Raw genomic sequence first — 17,946 nt, 5'->3', positions numbered from 1 at the left:
AGTGTGGAAATTATATCGTTAAGTCGCCTATCTTGATTTTCATTCCATTTTTCAATCTCTGACTAACAAACTCCACATTTCTGATGTAAATCGTATTATCCGTGTTGGGTTTTGAAATTGCAGTAAGTGTTCTCTGATAAGGATCGTAATCGTACGGGATAAAATTGGCCGAAAGTAGCTTATTATGAATATAATCCTGCCCGAACTGGTAGTGATCTGATAAGCCATTCGTTTCCATCACAATTACATTCAAGGCTTGGTTTTGTAATGTTTCCGTTGCACCATTGATAACATTGGCCTCAAAACCTTCTACATCTATTTTAAGAAAATTAGGCCTCAATCCCTTCATAAGATTGTCAAGGGAGTTAACAGGTACGTTCATCACAGAGCCGGAGAAATTCTTACTATCGGTAATAACATGATTGATAGCATCAAGAGAATTGGAGAAAGTCAAGATTTCCTCCTTATCTCCCAAACCCATATTATAAAGCTTTGCTTTCTCTGTCAGGTTATTGTAAACAATGTTTCTACGCAGACGATCAAATGTAGATGGTATAGGCTCAAATGCCAATGATTGTGCTCCACTAACTCCTGAAGCCAGGACAGAATATACCCCGATATTAGCACCAATATCAACGAAAGTATCTTCTGGGCGTAGGTAATGCATTAAAAAGAGCATTTCTACATGATCATATAAACCAGTGTATATCTGTAGCTCGGCACTTGACATCCCTTTTTCTACAACAAGCGATGTTCCTGATACGAAAGGGTACACCATAGGATGGGTATGAAGCCTGATCATCAGTCCTCTTTTTAACAATCTAAGCATTGCCTGTGCTTTTCTGTTTTTATTCAAAGGATGGTCAAGTACAGTTTTTATGGTCTTAATCTTCATTTTTACTATGATAGGGCAATTGTATCTGCCAGGTTTTACCCCTGTTTCGGGCTGGCAAAGTTACTGAAAATCCTAACATCATAGTTGTGTGTGCACCTGGCGTATCATCACCGGTTTTATTTCTTCATCAAATAACAAGTATTCTTATGGCTTAAGATAAAATGGAAAGTTTACCGGTTTTTACGGTTTTTTGTGCAGATAGTATTCTGTAATGATATAAACCTGGTTGAACTAATTTGCCTTTATACATGCAACTCCAGGGATTTGAGTAGCCTTTTGGAAAATAGATGACTTCACCCCAACGATTGTATACCCATACTTCAACATCGGTATATTCGTCTAAATTGAAAATTTCCCAGGTGTCATTTATTTGATCGGAATTGGGCCCTAGCAATTGAGGAGTTCATCTACTATTAAAATAGTTGAATTCAAAACCTTCTCACAAATTGCATTTTATCGCTTCGAATTCCTCCCATATGCTCTTTGAAACGAATTAAACTTTGCTTTTCCCGTCCCCATTTATCCATGGACGTACCAAGGTCCAGTATCCTTATTTCCTCCTGCCGACAATAGTTATAAATACACTCTGTAAGCATAACGATAGGACTATACCCGCCATATTCAGGAAGACTATCAGCCAGGAAATTGTAAAGGATTTGGGTATTGACACGTATAGTGACCGCCAGTGCAATGACGCTCTCTGCTGATCTTACAGTGAATGCCCTTACCTGCGTTGGGAAAGTAGTCATTAATATTTTTAACTGTGACTGGCTGAGAGATAGTTGATAGTTCTTTATACTACGGCAATAAATCAAAAAATGGTAAATCTTTTCCGGGGCTATCTCCGTAGCTATCTGAGTTGTGAATGCTGCCCGTTCGCACTTTTTCAATCTTCGCCGTTCAGCAGGACTTATTATGCTACGGAATTCTTTTGCGGATACAGGAATGTGATGATTGACATTATTCTGAATACACTGAAAACCGTTAGCCAGGAAAATGTCAGACAGGTGTTTTGCATGTATCTCAGCATAACAGTTGGCGTAGTGTCTGATTTGTAATTCTTTAGCATCCTTATCTTCCAAGTGTCTAATGATCATTTTAACAAAAGTGTCAATTTCCTCTATCGAACAATCGTCCAGACACTGGATGCTGCCAAACGGAGCCGACGCAGGCGACTGGCAGACCCCGTCTGAAGGAGTTGTACATTGGAAAATAGCTGCCGGGGATGAGCAAGTATTTCGATAAAAATGAAAATAAATAATGGGCCTTCTAGTTTGGGTCGCAAGATGGGCCGTAGTTAAATAGAGAAAAATGTCGAAGTTTATTTTATTTTTTTCTATGGCCTCAGGGGAAATAATTTTATAGTAGTTATTTTTAAATCGCTTGTAATCATTCATTTGCGTGTGTTTTTCTACTTTGTGATCTTATTGTTGATAATAAATCAGATGTGACGTAGGAAGCGATGAATGGTTTCGGCCGGTTTTCAAAAATAAATTTTCAGATGTTGAATTTGTTCGTCACCGCAATAGCACAGATACTAAATTCAAAATAATTATGTTAATTATGGTGTCTATTGTTATTTTTGTGTAAAATGAGAGCGAAATAGGCGTTGGAGCAAACTTTTGAAGCCTCGGTAATTTCCCTTTTTTTAAACTCTATCAGATGAACAGCTTATGCTGAATTTATAAAATAGAAAGAAGTCCCTTTATTTATTTGCATCTAACCCATTACATGAAACACATACTTATTGCCGAAGATCATGCTGTTGTAAGAATTGGTACTAAACATTTGTTACAGTCTCTTATAGAAGATTCTGAAATTGCGGATGTTGAAGATTTTGATGCTCTGATCAACGAACTTAGTGTAAAACAATACGATCTGCTCATACTTGACATCAACATCCCCGGTGGTAACAACACCAAGATGGTAGAAGCAATCCGTTCGAAGTCGCCTTCAACCAGGATTCTGATGTTTTCAGGCTATGATGAACAACTCTATGGGTTGCTGTATCTACAAGCTGGTGCAGATGGTTATTTATCCAAAGATGCTCCGGAAGAGGAGTTTAAATCTGCTGTATTGAGCGTACTGAATAATAAAAAGTACATGAGTGAAGAAATGCAGCAAATGAATATCAACCGGCTTATCAATCCCAAAGAATTCCTGCCGGATCCTATCGTAAGTTTATCTCCAAGGGAAACGGATGTAATGAATTTACTTAAAGAAGGATTAGGTACTGCTAAAATTGCTGAAAAGCTGAACCTGCAGTTGTCAACCGTTAGTACTTATAAAGCCCGTATTTTTGAAAAATTGGGTGTGAAAAACATTGTTGAACTGATCACCAAAATAAAGTAAAACAATATATACTGCAATCAATATTGATAACCCTGTCTTTGTATAGGGTTATTTTTTTATAGCCGTATAATTTGAAATGAGTTGGCATGAGAAAATTAGAGGTTGATGAAATGGACCGCTTGTCGGTAGAAGAGTTCAGGGAAGCAGATAAGTTTCCTTATGTAATAATACTTGATAATATACGCAGCCTCAATAATATAGGGTCGTTTTTCCGGACAGCCGATGCGCTTAAAGCTGAGAAGATTGTTCTCGGTGGATATACTCAACAGCCTCCGCACAGAGAAATCACCAGAAGTGCACTGGGAGCAGAGCTGTCTGTAGCCTGGGAAAAGGCAGAGGATGTTGTGGTAACCATAATCGACTTGCAAAGAAGTGGCTACACTGTGTTGGCGGTAGAGCAGGCGGAAGGGAGTACCTTATTAGAAAAGTATAACTTCATTGCAGGGAAACCTTATGCTTTCGTTTTTGGGAATGAAGTGGAAGGAGTTTCTGATCGGGTAATGGAAATTGCAGATGGTTGTATCGAAATACCTCAATTTGGTACCAAACATTCTTTCAACGTGTCTGTGTCTGCAGGTATCGTATTGTGGGAGTTTGTGAAAAAAAATATAACATAAATATAATACATAAAATTTGGAATTTATATTAGATTAAGGTGTAATTGCATGTTGTATTGAACGGTTTCGAACGGAATGCTAATCGTCTTTGTATCAGCAGTTTTTCGCCAGCCATTTTATTCATTTACTGGAATTTAAATTTGAAATCATGAAATCCGCAACAAAAAAGTTAACTTCTGAACTTGCTGAAACATTATCTGTAAAAATCGACTCAGTATCATCTGGCTCAAAAAAGATAAAAAAATCAATTGAAAAAGCTGCTGCCAAGCTGGCAAAGAAAGTAGCAAAGTTTGAGAAGGAGACGCTGAAGGCAAAATCAAAAGCTGCGAAAAAGGTAGAGAAAAAAGCAAAAGATAAAAACGAATCTAAGAAAGGTAAGAAGTCGGTTAAATCTGAGAAATTAGCTGCGCTTGTAGCTGCTGCGACCACCAAAGTGCCGGTTGCTGCTCCGGCAAAACCTGTAACAACATCCAAAGCAGCTCCAAAAGCAACCGCTAAGCCTGCTGTAGCAAAAGCCGCTGCTAAACCTGCTGTTAAAGCTCCTGAGGTTACATCAGAGAATTCAGAAGATACGAAATAAAGACATTTTGAAGATATGAAGGGCAATCTGCTACGGTAGATTGCCCTTTTTGTATAGCCTCATATCGTTACCCGACATGATAATCTGCGTATCTACGTAAAATCAGTTCGGTATGGCAAGAATAATCGTACACATCATAGCCATCTTTCTTTCATATCCCATTTTTAGTTCAGGACAGGCGTATCAAACGGTGCTTATTACTGAAATCATGGCAGATCCTACACCCACTGTAAAGCTTCCTGCTGTGGAGTATATTGAAATTTATAACAACTCAGATAAAGAAATATCCGTCAAAAACTGGAAACTGCAAATGGGATCTAGATCTGTAAAGCTTCCGGATTCAACGCTTCTTCCGCATTCTTACACTATTGTCTGTCATAGAAATAATATGGACGCCATCCAGCCGTATGGTGATGTGATTGGACTCAATACATTTTCTCTGACCAATAGTGGCATGTTATTGTCGTTATTTAATACCCATAACCAACTGGTTTATTCTCTGACCTATCAGGCAAAGTGGTGGGAGGCGGTTAAAGGAGATGGAGGATATGCGCTGGAAATGGTTGATATTGGTTCGCCCTGTGGGGAGCGTGATATCTGGCAAACATCTGTGAGTGAAACAGGAGGTACGCCTGGTAAGGCAAACAGTATACAAAAGCAGGTAACAGACACCCGGCCTCCTGTATTGGAAAGGATTGACGTTTCCGGAAACAAGGAATTACTATTAATTTTTGATGAAAAATTGGATAGTCTGAATGCCGTTGCGGGTGCCATTACGGAACTCTCTGGTAGGAGAGTAGTGCGAAAAGAGGTCCGGCTACCGGATTTTCGAGTATTGGCATTGACCCTGGATGAGCCCGTTTTAGCTGACCACACATACAGACTCGTAATTAGAAATATTGCAGACTGCTCAGGAAATATATTAAGGGAAGAACAGCGAACGGTTGCATTACCGGTAGAAGCAGACTCTGCTGATATCGTGATCAACGAAATTCTCTTTAATCCATTTGAAGGTGGAGTAGATTTTGTAGAATTGTACAATACCTCATTCCGGCATATTAGCTTGAAAAACTGGTCATTAGGTACGAAAAGATCAAACGGGTCTATTTCATATGCCACTATAACCGACCAGAATGTAATCCTGCCTGCTCAGGGATATGTCGTGCTTACTTCTGCCGTAGCGATTGTAAAGGAACAGTACCCGTCTGAAAAATCGCGCTATATGTTAGAGATGCCTTCCTTTCCTGCGTATGCCAATGTATCAGGCGAAGTACTCTTGCAGAATCAAAATCAAACTGTATTTGACCGATTGGTCTATACTGAAAAAATGCATCATGCATTACTTGCAGACTATAAGGGAGTTTCGTTGGAAAAACTCGACTCCCGTAAACCTTCGGGAGATTTATCGAACTGGCATTCGGCTGCTTCAACTGTTGGTTATGCTACGCCGGGTTATGCCAATTCTCAATTAAAAAGAGCAGATTCAGGGGATACTTTTGTAGCTATTCCGGAAATATTTACGCCGGATGGTGATGGATTTGATGACGTTACACAACTTACCTATCTGCAAAATGTAGCAGGCAGATTGGCCACTCTACGCATTTTCAATACCAATGGCAAGGTGGTGAGGTTACTTGTCAATAACCTGCTAATGGGTACGAACGGGTATTTGGAATGGGACGGAACAGATGACAGAGGTCTGGTGCTGGAAACTGGCTATTACTTTATTGTTGCCGAAATGTTCAGTACTGATGGTAGTAAACAACACTTCCGATGTAAAGTGGTAGTAGCCAAAAGATAGTTTTAAGCAATCAGGGTAATATCCCTATCGTAGCCAACATCCTTCCTGTGGTGCCATTTTCGGCTCTGTAAGAAAAATAATCGTCGTTATGAAGAACGGTAGAGAACGAAGAAATCTCTATATTTTCGCTCTTTAACCCTACTGAACGCAACTGATCTGCATTCGCCTTTTTGAGATCTATAAAAAATTTCTTTCGGTCGTTATCCCATCGCTTGTGTTGAGATTCAAAATGTTCGGCTACTTCTTCGCCTACTTCAAATGAACATTCGTCAATACAGGTCCCGACATAAGCGACACAATGTTCTGCCAGGGTTCCGAAGCTCTCCTGCATTTTAACTATTGTTTTCGCTACAATTTGTTTCACAGTCCCCCTCCAGCCAGCATGAATGGCAGCAACTGCATGGTGAACAGGGTCCAATATGAGTATGGGTGTACAGTCTGCAACAGTAACCGCGAGTTGTAAGCCGGCAACGCGGGTGATCAACGCGTCGTAGCCTTCGTAACGACCGGCTTGTTCTACAAGTAAACTCTCTGCTTCATGTACCTGATGTGATTTGGCAACCTGTTTAAAATCTATTCCTAATGCATTAAAGAACAGATGATTATTCTTAATTACATTTTCCGGGTTGTCAGAAGTGGAACCTCCCAGATTGAGTGAGTTGAAAGGAGCCTTGCTCACCCCACCGTGACGGGTACTTTCTGCTGCTATTACATTTTTATAATCTCTAAAAATAGCAGGCTTTCTGAAAAGAGTTTTATTCGAGTCTATCAAAATGATTCAGTTTTGATCCGGTGTCAAAGTTAAGGTTTTAAACGGCTGATTTGTACTTACTATTCTGCAGCCTGCTGGTTTTATTGCTAACAATTAAAGTAACTTTGTGCCGTCAGAGCAATGAAAACATGGATGCATTGTATTTCGTAAAAATGTGTTACGCCACATCTGACCGTCTAAAAACCAGATTTATGATAAAAGTTAGTGTTTGTGTTGTAACCTATAACCATGAAAAGTTCGTAGCCAAAATGCTGGATTCACTGCTCATGCAGGAAACAACTTTTGATTATGAAATTGTGGTGGGAGATGACTGCTCAAAAGATAATACCGTTGCCATATTAAAGGACTATCAAAGCCGATACCCTGATAAAATAAGGTTGCTGCTACAGTCTAAAAATCTCGGATTGAATGGGAAGTATAATGCACTCAATACCTTTGCAAATGCAAAAGGAGAATATATTGCTCAGTTTGATGGCGACGATTACCTTACTTCTCCGCACAAACTACAAAAGCAAGTAGAAATGCTGGACGCTAATCCTCATTATTCAGCAAGCTATCACAACGCCATGGCGATTTATGACGATAATTCAGCGCCATCGCATCTTGTTAATACATTAACCAAGCCTGAAATTACAGTAGATGATCTGATCGGTGAAGACGAACTATGTTTCATTGCTACATCCAGCCTGATGTTCCGTAGAGAGGATTTCGCTAAAAATCCGGATCCTGAATGGACCAATTTATCTACGAGCGGAGATATTCCACGCAATATTATGCTGGCCAGTCGTGGCCCGATCGGTTATATTGATGAGGTGATGTCAGTATATCGGAAAAACAGGGGAGGGGCCAGTTTTGCAGACAATCATTATGGTGCCGATTTTTTATTTAACAGGATTCAGATGTATTCCAACATCAACAAAGAATTCAATTATAAATATGATGCTGTTTTGAAGAAGAATATTGCCACATATTATTATAAGCTGCTCTTCTCCAAGGATTATGGTAACAGTTACTGGCCACGCGCAAAATATGCTTTGAAGTATATTTCGCTCGCGCAACCTTCGCCGCAAAAGAAAAAGGAAATTATCAGAGATTTTGTTCTGCCTCCATTTGCATTAAAGGCTTATAGTTTTCTGGCAATTTCAGTATACAACCTGAAAGCAAAATCCTGAAGTGAAATTTAAAATGCCCTCCGGAAAGGGCATTTTTTTTTGTCAAAAAAGTCTTTCTTTTGGTGGCGTTACACCTTTCAGACGGATATATACCGTAGTTTGTCCACGGTGATGCGTTTGATGCTCAAATGATTTTTCAAGTGCATCCCCTGCTTTTACATTCATTCCAAAAAGCATGACATTCTTATTAAAATCTTCATCACTCATAGATTTGATAGCATCGATTGTAAAGTCATAGCTATTCATTACTACTCGGGTAACGGCACTTTTCGATTGATCCGCCATCTTCTCGGCAGGTTCTTCCATAGGACTTTTCTTTCCCGAGGCAGCCGCAGCAAATGCGAAGTTGGCGTCAGCGAGGTGATCCATTTGTTCCGCAAAAGAACGGATGTCTGCTACAGGTTTAAAAGCGTAGCCGTCTTCCGGCATCGTATCCAGATATTCGAGTGTATAAACTTTTGCACGTTCCCATTCAGCAATTTGCTTTTCCTTTGGCGTCTGAGCAAATAAGGTTGAAGCCACAAGCCCCAGCATACAACTTAGAATTATCTTTTTCATATTGATAATTGTTTGATGGTTTTGAATAAAAATAGGGTGAAAGGTAGTCTGATCTTGTTTTATTACCAATATTGAAAACGTTTATTGATTTTACGAGTCTGCTCAAATCCATTCGTTTTCGATTTGGCGCGATTTTTAAATCTTTTGAAACACAGTGTGATGTCATTTTTAGTTATTGAAAAAAGCCATTTATGAGTAGTAACGAGTCTCCTGACAAAAGGAGTGAGAAGTATCTTGATCTGGGACATAGCGAAGCGGAAAACCACGCCAAAACACAGCAGGAACTTTATGAAGAGCATGTTAAAAATACTTCAGAGGTCACAAATAAAATTTCCGGCTTCTTTAAAGCCAATCTCTTTGGATTTGCATGGCATTATATCAAAAGTCGTTTTGGACCAAGACATGCTTATCAGGCCTATCCGAACAACGGAGATGATGGTGTATATCGCCTTCAGTCTTCGATTCCGACAAGGGAGGGGATTTCTATTGCATTACTTTCGGATTGGGCAAGCGATACGGCAGAATCTGATGCAGTAGCCCATCTGGTTGCCCGCTATGCGCCTGATTATACAATACATCTCGGAGATATCTATTTTGTAGGCACACCGAAGGAAATTGAAGTAAACTTTACAGCTCCTCACGCATCGTGGTATTATGGTGCCTCGGGAAGTCTGGCCTTGTCAGGTAACCATGAAATGTACTCCAATGGTGATGCATTCTTTCAACATTTGCTGCCTGCTATGTATGTAAAGCAGGGAAAGGTACGTAAAACACAGCAGGCGGGTTTCTTTTGTCTGGAAAATGATCATTGGCGCATTATCGGTATAGACACCGGATATACATCAGTAGGGCGGCCATTTTTGGAAGTACTTTCACCACCCGATTGTCATCTTCGCAAAGAACAGATTGATTGGCTGCGTGACGTAGTAAAAATCGGAGATCCTCACGATAAGCGAGGATTAGTGATACTCAGCCATCATCCTTATATCTCTGCATTTCGGGAACAGTATCACAAACCTGCAGAACAAATTCAGGAATTATTAGGCACCGCTGCCCGTGAAATTATCTGGTTTTGGGGCCACGATCACCGACTGGTAGTTTATAATAAGGCGCAATATGGAAAAGGTCCGGTTGCGTATGGCAGATGTATCGGCCACGGGGGTTTGCCGGTTGAAATAGCAATGCCTCGTAAAGAAGAAGACGTTCAAAAGATTATGCTATATGACAGGCGCATTCGTAAATCCATCCGAAGACACCAATTAGGTTATAATGGCTTCGTCAAACTAAATCTGGAGGATGCAAAATTGACAGTCGAATACCGTGACCTGGAAGATTCCTGCATGATCGAAGAACACTGGCAGGTAGATATGACAAACGGTCAACTCGACTGGAATATAACCAGTAAACTGGATAATCTCAGATAAATTGACCGTTTGATTTATATGCTCCGGTAAACGCGGATATTAATGATGGGCGTCGTGTGAAACCGTTTCAGTATACAGTGCAGCGAATGTTACGATCAGACCCAAAGTTCCCAGGATGAAAACAAACAAATCTGCAAAAACAGCAAGTATAAGGAAAAGTACTACAAATGCAATTACATATGATGCAGCTGAAAGCCTTTTAGGTGCTTCTTCCGGTTGGCTTTGTACTGTATGAGTTAAGTCAGACATGGTTCTTTGTAAAATTTGAATCTTAAAATGATACTGCTGCGAAAATAATAAATAAAGGCCATTTTTCAGTAGAGAGTTTAATAATTTGTCGTTCCGAATGTATGGAATTTACTTTTTCGGTGTGTAGAAGCCGATCAATCCTTACATTTGTTTTTGACAAAATCTTCCGGTAAGTTCTCCGGTTTATCTTAAAAAAGCAGTTGCAATGCCCTACATTATTGGTTGTGATATTGGTACTACAAATGTAAAGTCTGTCGCGTTCGACGCCGAATCTGGTGAAATCCTGACGATGCATAGTGAAACCTATGGTATGAATCATCCAAAACCTGATTGGAGTGAACAGGATCCTGAGCCGATTTTTAGTGCGGCCTGTAAAACAATCAAAACCGTTTTCGACACTTGCAGTCAGCATGGAGAAGTATTGGGAGTCAGCTTTAGTGCTGCCATGCATGGTGTGATGGCTATGGATAGAAATGGGAAAAAGCTGAGCAACCTGATTATCTGGGCGGATAACCGCAGTTCCGAAATTGCCCTGAAGTTACGGTCGTCACCCGTGGGTAAAAAAATATACCAGCACAACGGTACGCCTATTCACGCGATGGCTCCGGTTTGTAAGTTGTTGTGGATTAAAAAGAATGATCCTGATACTTTCAAAAAGACGGACAAGTTCATAGGTGTCAAGGAATATATCGTATACCGTCTTACAGGGAAATTCCTCGTCGATTATTCAATTGCTTCGGCCACTGGTATGTTTAACATCCGGGAAATGAAGTGGGATGAATACACACTGAAAAAGTTGGGTCTTAAAACTTCGAAATTATCCGAAGCTGTTTCTCCATATCATACCGAAAAGTTGGTTGAAGGTAATCCCACCGGATTGCCCGCTGGTACCTCAATTGTGATGGGCGCCAGCGATGGCTGCCTGGCGAATCTTGGAAGCGGAGCTATCAGAACCGGATCCATGGCTGTGACAATTGGTACAAGTGCTGCGGTTCGTATCTGTTCTGAAAAGGCTTATACTGACCCGATGATGCAAACTTTTTGTTATGTTCTGGATGAAAAAACATATATTCTTGGTGGTCCGTCCAACAATGGAGCTGTCATTTTTGAATGGCTGATGAATACCTTTTTTGTAAACGAAGAGTATGATGCAGTTTTTAAACAGGCTGAGGGAGTAGCTGCTGGTTCTGATGGCCTGTTATTTTATCCTTATCTGTTGGGCGAACGTGCACCGTTATGGAACTCGGAAGTAAGAGGCGGCTTTTCGGGATTGGATATACAGCACACCAAACCTCATTTTGCCAGGGCTGTAATGGAAGGAATTTTGCTTAATCTGAACACAATTGGTAAGGTATTACTCGAAATGCAGAGCATTGATACCATTTATGCAAATGGTGGTTTTGCAAGAAGTCCGATATGGGTGCAGATATTATCTGATATTTTCGGTAAGAAAGTGGTTTTGAATGAAACGGTGGAAACTGGTGCAGCGGGTGCCGCTATGATGGGGCTGAAAGCTTTGGGAATTTATCAAAATTATGCTGATATGGAAGCCTTCACATTGGTGGGACAGAAGTTTGAACCAAATATTCAAAACAATAAAGTGTACCGGGACCTTACAGAGAAGTTTATCAAAGGATCAAAACAAATGCTGACGCATACGGTGTAACTTGTTTTTTGACCGTTGAAAGTATTAGTAATCAATTAAAACCGATGACTCCGAACATTTCAAAAGTCATCGGTTTTGGAGTTAGTGGGATTGGTAAGTTTCACTTTTAGATAGAATGACTGGCTTTGCTCCGAGTTGCCGGCTACGTTTCAAGCTTAAACTTCCAAACAAAAATGATGCAGCGCCTGTAACGAACCAGCACACATCCGTGACTGCAACAAACTGATTCCCATTATGGAAGGCAATCCATATCCAGTGGCCTGTAACGGTACCATTTACGAGTGGAACGAGCAGAGAAAATATTCCCCCCAGAAACAGATATAGCTGTGTAATCCTGATTTCCGTTTTCGCAAACAAACCAAAAATTGTAAACAAAAGCCAGGAAACGAAAAATACCGTTCTGGTATAGAAAACGTGATCTTTGACATCTGATATGGATAGTTCTGCACAGAATAGAACAGCAACTGCCGGAAATAACGCAAAACAGATAGCCAGATAAGACATCGTTACTCTGTGATGAAAGCGTTTCTGCTCTCTGGTGTAGCTCTTTTTGTTTCTTGCTTCTTTCCATAGCAACACGCCACTGATAATAACAAAGCAGGTGAAAAGTGCCATGAAAAAGTAAATCGTTTTGAGTACCAATCCACCGAATGTAGCAAAGTGGAGTCGCGCAATGCCTGGCAGAATGGACTGAGCATAGCTTCTGTTACCGGGCAGGTCATCAGAGATCACCTTTCCGTTTTTTAATGCTAGAGAAATACTTCCATCTCCTGCAAAAGTTTTGGGATTGTCCATAGAAATGGCAATCACTCCATCTTCGCGTGGATAGTTTTTGATTTGCATATAGTTAGTTTCCAGCTCAGGATGCTGTTTACGGACATGTTGCAGTATAGATGTAATTTTCTGATTTTGTGCAGATACCGGAGAGTCTTCGCTCGTAACCATAAATCTTTCCGGCAACAAAACTTCAAACGCCTTGTTTTGATCCCCACCGAAAAAGACCATCACGACCGGTGCCAGTATAAGCAACGAAAGCATGTAATAAGCTCCTGTGATGGCATACATAAACTGGAATGGTAAACCCAGCAGCCCGAAGACTGTATGCGAGTTGGTCCAGATATTTTTGAGTGAGCCTTTCAGGGAAAATCCGTTGTACTTGGTCAGGATATTTTGCCAGTGTATCATCACACCTGTAACAACGGCGAATGCAAAAAACAAAGCAACAAAGCCCGAAATGTACTTGCCGATAAGTGGAATCTGGTCAAAAAAATGAAGGCGGTACAATGTCTCTCCAATGGTTGTTCGCTCTTCTTTATCAAATTCGCCCGTTGCAGGGAAATAGGTTGTATTGTAATGCTCCTCAGGCTTTCCTTTTGGTACGATCACGTGGCCGTAAATGTTAACGAGCGGTCTTTCCGCAGTTTCAGTCCTGATGGTGATATCCTCTGAGAAGTCAAACTGCGGTACTGCTTTTTTCAAATCGGCCAGCATTTGGTCGTAGTCAACAGAGTGAGCCAGCGGCTGTCTCGCCTTCGGATTTTCCCATTGATAGAATTCATCCTTGAAAAGTGTAATAGCTCCTGCAAAGAAAATAACGTACAGGGCAAAGCTGATTACAATACCCGACACGGTGTGCGTGTGAAAGGTGATATTGTACAGGCGGTTGGATAATCCTTTTAATTTCATAGGCTATTTGAGTAAATAAATGACAAATCCGCAAACAGCGATGCCAACCAGGTATATTCCCCATACTACCCAGCCATTTCTGGCCAGAAAGGCCAGTATCATCAGTGCTACCCATATAATAAAGACAGAAAATGCTCCGGTCAGGATCACCGCTGTCTGGTAAGGTAGCATGGTCGCGATCATCATTTGAAAAGTGATGGCAAGCAAATACCCACCTATGAGCCCTGCTGTGATTTTCAGAGCCCGTTGCCCTTTGGTCGATAAATATTCCTTTTTAGCTGGCATAGGAAAAAAGATCAAGTAGTAAAAGAAGGTGAATTACAGCCAGTAAACTGTAAAAATAAACGCGCCCTGAAACCGCAAAAAGCTGTATTAGTCCGAATGCGAGTGAATAGGCTACTACGGAGAGCAAGAGGCCGGAAGCCCAGCCATCGTGATTGATGTACAAACTCGTACCGGCAATCAGTACTAGCGTTCCTACCCATTTTGGAACAGGATAGGAAATGTTTTTCAGGAAATGGGGAAAGTATTTCGATTCAGTGTAAAACAGAAATGACCCCCATAGAATTAAACAAAAGGCGAGCATAATTACGAAGAAGTAACAGGTTTTCGTTTTGGATTAAATGGTTTTGCCGGATGAGTAGAATTTGCTTTAGATCCGGAGTCTCTTTTTGATTTTTTCTTGCGGCCCCACCATATAGCAAAGCCAGTGACAGGCAAACTTGCTGCGACAAAGCTTGCTAAAAATGCCAGAATTTTTCCCGGCAGCCCGAGTATGCTTCCTACATGAATATCGTAATTCATGTTCCTGAGTTTTTCGGCTGCTGGTTTTGATTCGTACCGACGGTTTTGTAAGAACTCTCCCGAATGCTGATCATACTGATGAGCAACGAATTTAAATCTTTTTGTTCCGGTGAACAATGCGTTGACAGTGAGAGCGTCTTTCTTTTGCTTTGGTACGATATAGGAATAAGATGTTGCGTCAGGAATTCTTTTGGTAATATCCTGATCAATCCTGTCGAGGGATAGTTGTGTTGCGGTAAGCGTTGTGTCAGAGTACAAAATCGTAGGGGACTGTAATGGTTTTCCTCCGTTCGCCAGATATTGAACTGATTCGTTGAACCAGGAAAATGTCCAGACGAGGCCTGTAAGGGCAATGATAAGACAAACTCCAAGGAAATAGAATCCGACTACATTGTGTAGATCATAGTTTTTCCTTTTCCATTTTGTGCCGGCTTTCCATTGAAACCAAACGCGCTGTTTGGCTGCTGCTTGGTTTTTGGGCCACCACAATATCAGCCCCGATATAAGCAGAACGATGAAAATCACTGTACTCCATCCGACTATCTGTTTGCCAATTTTACCAAGGAACAGATCGTAATGCAAGTAAAGTACCAGTGTGAAGAACTCGTACTTGTTATTTTCTACCTTCAGAACAGCACCAGAGTAAGGATTTAAATAAACATTGTAGGCATATTCCCGTGAACCAAAGTAGGTGAGTGCATCCTCGTTAAACCTATAGGCAAAGAAACGACTGGAGCCATCGGGTGTATTGCTGATTTCGAAATTGGTAAAATCAAATGACTTTCCCAGCGTTTTTTGTGCAATGTTGAACAGCTTGCTCACAGGAAGTTTGGGTTGCCCAAGAGGTTGTACATAAAGGTGATTTTGATATACAACATCTCTTATCTCTTCCTCGAAAGCGTAAATACATCCGGTGATACCGAGTATAAACACGACAAGCCCGGAAGCAAGTCCGAGCCAGAGGTGCAAAAGGCCGATAAGCTTTTTGAATTTCATATATTAAAACTTGTAGGTGATACTTGCTGAGAAGCGGCGTGGTGTCTGAGGTTGCAGCGAAGTATTCCAGTATCTCTCATTTTTGATATTGTCCAGTTTCAGTCCAAGTCGATATTTAGGCTGATCGTAGAATACCGTCGCGTCCCAAACGGTATAAGCCGGAATTGTAAACTCACGGGTTGTGTTGTTGATCACGAATTGTTCACCGCTGTAGTTGATTCCTGTTCCCGCTCCTAATCCTTTAAATGTTCCTGCAGTGGCACGGTAGCTGATCCAAAGGTTGGCAGTGTTTTTGGCTCCTGAGTTGGTGGGTCTGCGCCCATTCACATTCTCGTTTGCTTTTTCCAGCTTGCTTGCGTTATAGGCATAGCCTGACAGTATATTCAGTCCGTTTACAGGATTCATAATCAGCTCAAAATCCAGCCCTTTACTGGTTTGGTTACCGTCCTGAATCTGGAATCTGGTTCCATTCACCGGGTCGCGTTCCATATCGGTACGAACGAGATTGATCACATTGATGCTGTAATAGCTGATTGTAGCGTTGATCTTGTTTTCAAGAATGTCGAATTTGATACCACCTTCGGTTTGATTGGCAAACTGGGGTTTGAAATTGGAAACCGTTGCATCAGGCTGATTAACAGGAGCCACAAATTGATATCCGTTCATGTAGTTGGCAAACACAGAGACTTTGTCTTTAATTGGCTGATACACCACCCCGAATTTCGGAGATAATGCAGTTTGCTTGTAAACTCTCATAGTAGCATTAGAATTGTAGTTGTAAGAACCACGGTTGTCAAAACGGTCTACACGTAAGCTGAGCATCACCATCAGGTTTTCAGCCAGGTTGAATACATCCGAAACATAGGCACCCATGTAGTTGTACTTTCCTGTACTTCCGCTGTTGACGGTTACACCGGCTACTTTGTTTTTGATGTCATTGATACTGATGGCTGCATATCTTTTGCCGGGATTCAGGAAATTGACCGTGTCATAAAGGGCACCACGTGTATTAGGGAAATCGAAATTCATGGAACTGTAATCCAGTCCTGCAACGACTCTGTTGCGCTTACCGGCAATTTTAAAATCTCCGATAAAATTCTGCTGGATCTGAGTTGCTACCTGGCGTGTATACTGATCCCAGATGTTTCGTGTTACAGTCGAATCAGTAATGGTATTCAAAGTCAGGGCAGGGAATTCGAACTCTACAAGGCTGGTACCGATGTTGGTCTGTGACGTCCACTCGCTGTTGATTCTGTAGTTGATCTGAGAATACAGGTTTTGGGTACGGGTAGAAGCGATGATCGAATTATTGGTAAAAGATTGTTTGTACTCAATTCCAAGCTGGTCTATACTGTTGGCAGTAACACGTGTAGAAGAGATCGTGTTTCCGTATATGTTGGTACCTTTGCGTCCGTAGAGTTCTGCGTCAACAAGAACTGTCAGCTTATCAGAAAGTTTAAGTAGCAGAGAAGGAGCGACCAGATACGTTTTTGAAAAACCTGCATCCTGAAAACTTTTTTCTCCATGTAAGGCCGTGTTCACGCGAAGCAGAACTGTTTTGTCTTCATTCAGAGGTGTATTGATATCGGCTGTAAATCGATTCAGGTCCCATTGTCCGGTAGTGAAAGAAACGTTACCCCCGAAAGTTTCAAATGGCTTCTTGGTTACGCGGTTATACAACCCTCCGAAAGTGGACAAGCTTGCTCCGTACAGCGTCCCTGAAGGACCTTTAATTGCCTCAATACGTTCAAGATTGGCAGGGTCAATTTCTGAAACGGAGGATGTACCCAAACCGTTGCGCGCTGCATTTCCCAGGTTAAAACCCCGCGTGACATTCATATAACGTCCATTGCTAGAATGTGCCACACCGGCGTTGGCTCCCGGAATATTTTTGAAAGCACTTTTATAATCAGTGACAATTTGCTCCTGCATAATTTCTTTGGATACAACATTGTACACCTGAGGATTTTCGATGTTTTTCAAAGGAAGACGGGCAATGTGTTCTGATTCTTTTTGTGCAAAACGGTTGATATTACCTTTAATTAAAACTTCCTGTAAAGCCTGAGCATCTTCATTAAGTGATATAGAGGGAACAGTTGTTTCTCCCTGTACGTCTATCGTTTTTTCGATAGCTCCATATCCAAGCAGTTGCACATACAACTTATGCGTGCCGTTTGGTACCTTTTTGAGGCGAAAATGACCTTTGCTGTCCGTAACCGTACCTAGCTGAAGTTCCTTAATACCTACAGTAACGAATTCTGCAGGCTGTCCGTCGGAGGTCAGTATTTGTCCCTTAATCCCTGTGTTTTGGGCAAACACGTTGAGCGTTAAAGAAAGTAATAGTAATAGGGTGAGTGATATTTTTGGCATAGGT

The 17,946-nt window shown here is 41.2% G+C and carries 19 protein-coding genes; 8 read left to right on the top strand and 11 right to left on the bottom strand.

What is annotated here, in order from left to right; genetic code table 11:
- Positions 1-10: 10 nt before the first annotated feature.
- The 3 genes from AC1XUE_RS17860 to AC1XUE_RS17850 form a co-directional block, all read right to left on the bottom strand.
- Positions 11-895 carry an FkbM family methyltransferase gene (locus tag AC1XUE_RS17860; RefSeq protein ID WP_483357349.1) on the bottom strand — a complete coding sequence of 295 codons (885 nt, stop codon included), beginning with the start codon at positions 893-895 and terminating at the stop codon, positions 11-13.
- 151 nt (positions 896-1,046) lie between these two features.
- Positions 1,047-1,289: a T9SS type B sorting domain-containing protein gene (locus tag AC1XUE_RS17855; protein WP_483357348.1), complete on the bottom strand. Its 243-nt coding sequence runs from the start codon at positions 1,287-1,289 to the stop codon at positions 1,047-1,049.
- Between the two features lie 34 nt (positions 1,290-1,323).
- Complete coding sequence (locus tag AC1XUE_RS17850; RefSeq protein ID WP_483357347.1) at positions 1,324-1,992, bottom strand: GNAT family N-acetyltransferase; 669 nt, start codon at positions 1,990-1,992, stop codon at positions 1,324-1,326.
- On the opposite strand from AC1XUE_RS17850, the gene AC1XUE_RS17845 reads away from it, so the two are divergent.
- The 5 genes from AC1XUE_RS17845 (at position 1,985) to AC1XUE_RS17825 (ending at position 6,245) form a co-directional block, all read left to right on the top strand.
- The gene (locus AC1XUE_RS17845) at positions 1,985-2,140 is read left to right on the top strand and encodes a hypothetical protein (RefSeq protein WP_483357346.1); all 156 of its coding nucleotides are present in this window, start codon (positions 1,985-1,987) and stop codon (positions 2,138-2,140) included. The two genes, AC1XUE_RS17850 and AC1XUE_RS17845, sit on opposite strands and share 8 nt — an antisense overlap.
- A 486-nt stretch (positions 2,141-2,626) precedes the next feature.
- Positions 2,627-3,247 carry a response regulator transcription factor gene (locus AC1XUE_RS17840; protein WP_483357345.1) on the top strand — a complete coding sequence of 207 codons (621 nt, stop codon included), beginning with the start codon at positions 2,627-2,629 and terminating at the stop codon, positions 3,245-3,247.
- A gap of 86 nt (positions 3,248-3,333) precedes the next feature.
- The gene (locus tag AC1XUE_RS17835; protein WP_483357344.1) at positions 3,334-3,864 is read left to right on the top strand and encodes a TrmH family RNA methyltransferase; all 531 of its coding nucleotides are present in this window, start codon (positions 3,334-3,336) and stop codon (positions 3,862-3,864) included.
- A gap of 88 nt (positions 3,865-3,952) precedes the next feature.
- Positions 3,953-4,444, top strand: coding sequence for a histone H1/H5 family protein, HCT subfamily (locus AC1XUE_RS17830; protein ID WP_483357343.1), 492 nt, complete (start codon positions 3,953-3,955; stop codon positions 4,442-4,444).
- 112 nt (positions 4,445-4,556) lie between these two features.
- A complete protein-coding gene (locus AC1XUE_RS17825) occupies positions 4,557-6,245 on the top strand; it encodes a lamin tail domain-containing protein (protein WP_483357342.1) in 1,689 nt (562 codons plus the stop codon).
- A 10-nt stretch (positions 6,246-6,255) separates the two neighbouring features.
- Here AC1XUE_RS17825 and pgeF read toward each other — a convergent pair whose 3' ends face one another.
- Positions 6,256-7,017, bottom strand: a complete 762-nt coding sequence (gene pgeF, locus AC1XUE_RS17820; RefSeq protein WP_483357341.1) for a peptidoglycan editing factor PgeF — start codon at positions 7,015-7,017, stop codon at positions 6,256-6,258.
- Positions 7,018-7,208: 191 nt separating this feature from the next.
- Here pgeF and AC1XUE_RS17815 point away from each other — a divergent pair, with 191 nt between their 5' ends.
- The gene (locus tag AC1XUE_RS17815; RefSeq protein WP_483357340.1) at positions 7,209-8,189 is read left to right on the top strand and encodes a glycosyltransferase family 2 protein; all 981 of its coding nucleotides are present in this window, start codon (positions 7,209-7,211) and stop codon (positions 8,187-8,189) included.
- Positions 8,190-8,231: 42 nt separating this feature from the next.
- On the opposite strand, the gene AC1XUE_RS17810 is transcribed toward AC1XUE_RS17815, so the two are convergent.
- Entirely contained in the window at positions 8,232-8,747 is a 516-nt protein-coding gene (locus tag AC1XUE_RS17810) for a DinB family protein (protein ID WP_483357339.1), read from the bottom strand.
- 191 nt (positions 8,748-8,938) lie between these two features.
- On the opposite strand from AC1XUE_RS17810, the gene AC1XUE_RS17805 reads away from it, so the two are divergent.
- Positions 8,939-10,171, top strand: a complete 1,233-nt coding sequence (locus AC1XUE_RS17805) for a metallophosphoesterase family protein (RefSeq protein WP_483357338.1) — start codon at positions 8,939-8,941, stop codon at positions 10,169-10,171.
- 39 nt (positions 10,172-10,210) lie between these two features.
- Here the strand turns inward: AC1XUE_RS17805 and AC1XUE_RS17800 are convergent, their stop codons facing one another.
- Positions 10,211-10,420 carry a hypothetical protein gene (locus AC1XUE_RS17800; RefSeq protein ID WP_483357337.1) on the bottom strand — a complete coding sequence of 70 codons (210 nt, stop codon included), beginning with the start codon at positions 10,418-10,420 and terminating at the stop codon, positions 10,211-10,213.
- A 205-nt stretch (positions 10,421-10,625) separates the two neighbouring features.
- On the opposite strand from AC1XUE_RS17800, the gene AC1XUE_RS17795 reads away from it, so the two are divergent.
- Positions 10,626-12,086 carry a gluconokinase gene (locus tag AC1XUE_RS17795; protein ID WP_483357336.1) on the top strand — a complete coding sequence of 487 codons (1,461 nt, stop codon included), beginning with the start codon at positions 10,626-10,628 and terminating at the stop codon, positions 12,084-12,086.
- 81 nt (positions 12,087-12,167) lie between these two features.
- Here the strand turns inward: AC1XUE_RS17795 and AC1XUE_RS17790 are convergent, their stop codons facing one another.
- The 5 genes from AC1XUE_RS17790 to AC1XUE_RS17770 are packed head-to-tail and all read right to left on the bottom strand — an operon-like array spanning position 12,168 to position 17,942.
- Positions 12,168-13,772: a PepSY-associated TM helix domain-containing protein gene (locus tag AC1XUE_RS17790; RefSeq protein ID WP_483357335.1), complete on the bottom strand. Its 1,605-nt coding sequence runs from the start codon at positions 13,770-13,772 to the stop codon at positions 12,168-12,170.
- 3 nt (positions 13,773-13,775) lie between these two features.
- Positions 13,776-14,057 (bottom strand): hypothetical protein, encoded by a 282-nt coding sequence (locus tag AC1XUE_RS17785; protein ID WP_483357334.1) that lies wholly within the window; start codon positions 14,055-14,057, stop codon positions 13,776-13,778.
- A complete protein-coding gene (locus AC1XUE_RS17780) occupies positions 14,047-14,358 on the bottom strand; it encodes a hypothetical protein (RefSeq protein ID WP_483357333.1) in 312 nt (103 codons plus the stop codon). Before AC1XUE_RS17780 ends, AC1XUE_RS17785 begins: the two co-directional genes overlap by 11 nt.
- 2 nt (positions 14,359-14,360) lie before the next feature.
- Positions 14,361-15,572, bottom strand: a complete 1,212-nt coding sequence (locus AC1XUE_RS17775) for a PepSY-associated TM helix domain-containing protein (RefSeq protein WP_483357332.1) — start codon at positions 15,570-15,572, stop codon at positions 14,361-14,363.
- 3 nt (positions 15,573-15,575) lie between these two features.
- Positions 15,576-17,942 (bottom strand): TonB-dependent siderophore receptor, encoded by a 2,367-nt coding sequence (locus tag AC1XUE_RS17770; protein WP_483357331.1) that lies wholly within the window; start codon positions 17,940-17,942, stop codon positions 15,576-15,578.
- Positions 17,943-17,946 lie beyond the last annotated feature (4 nt).

This window comes from Dyadobacter sp. HNCC25DJ187 (genome assembly GCF_056895255.1).
The sequence above is the reverse complement of the archived record's forward strand: the minus strand, read 5'-3'. Positions and strand labels throughout refer to the sequence as shown.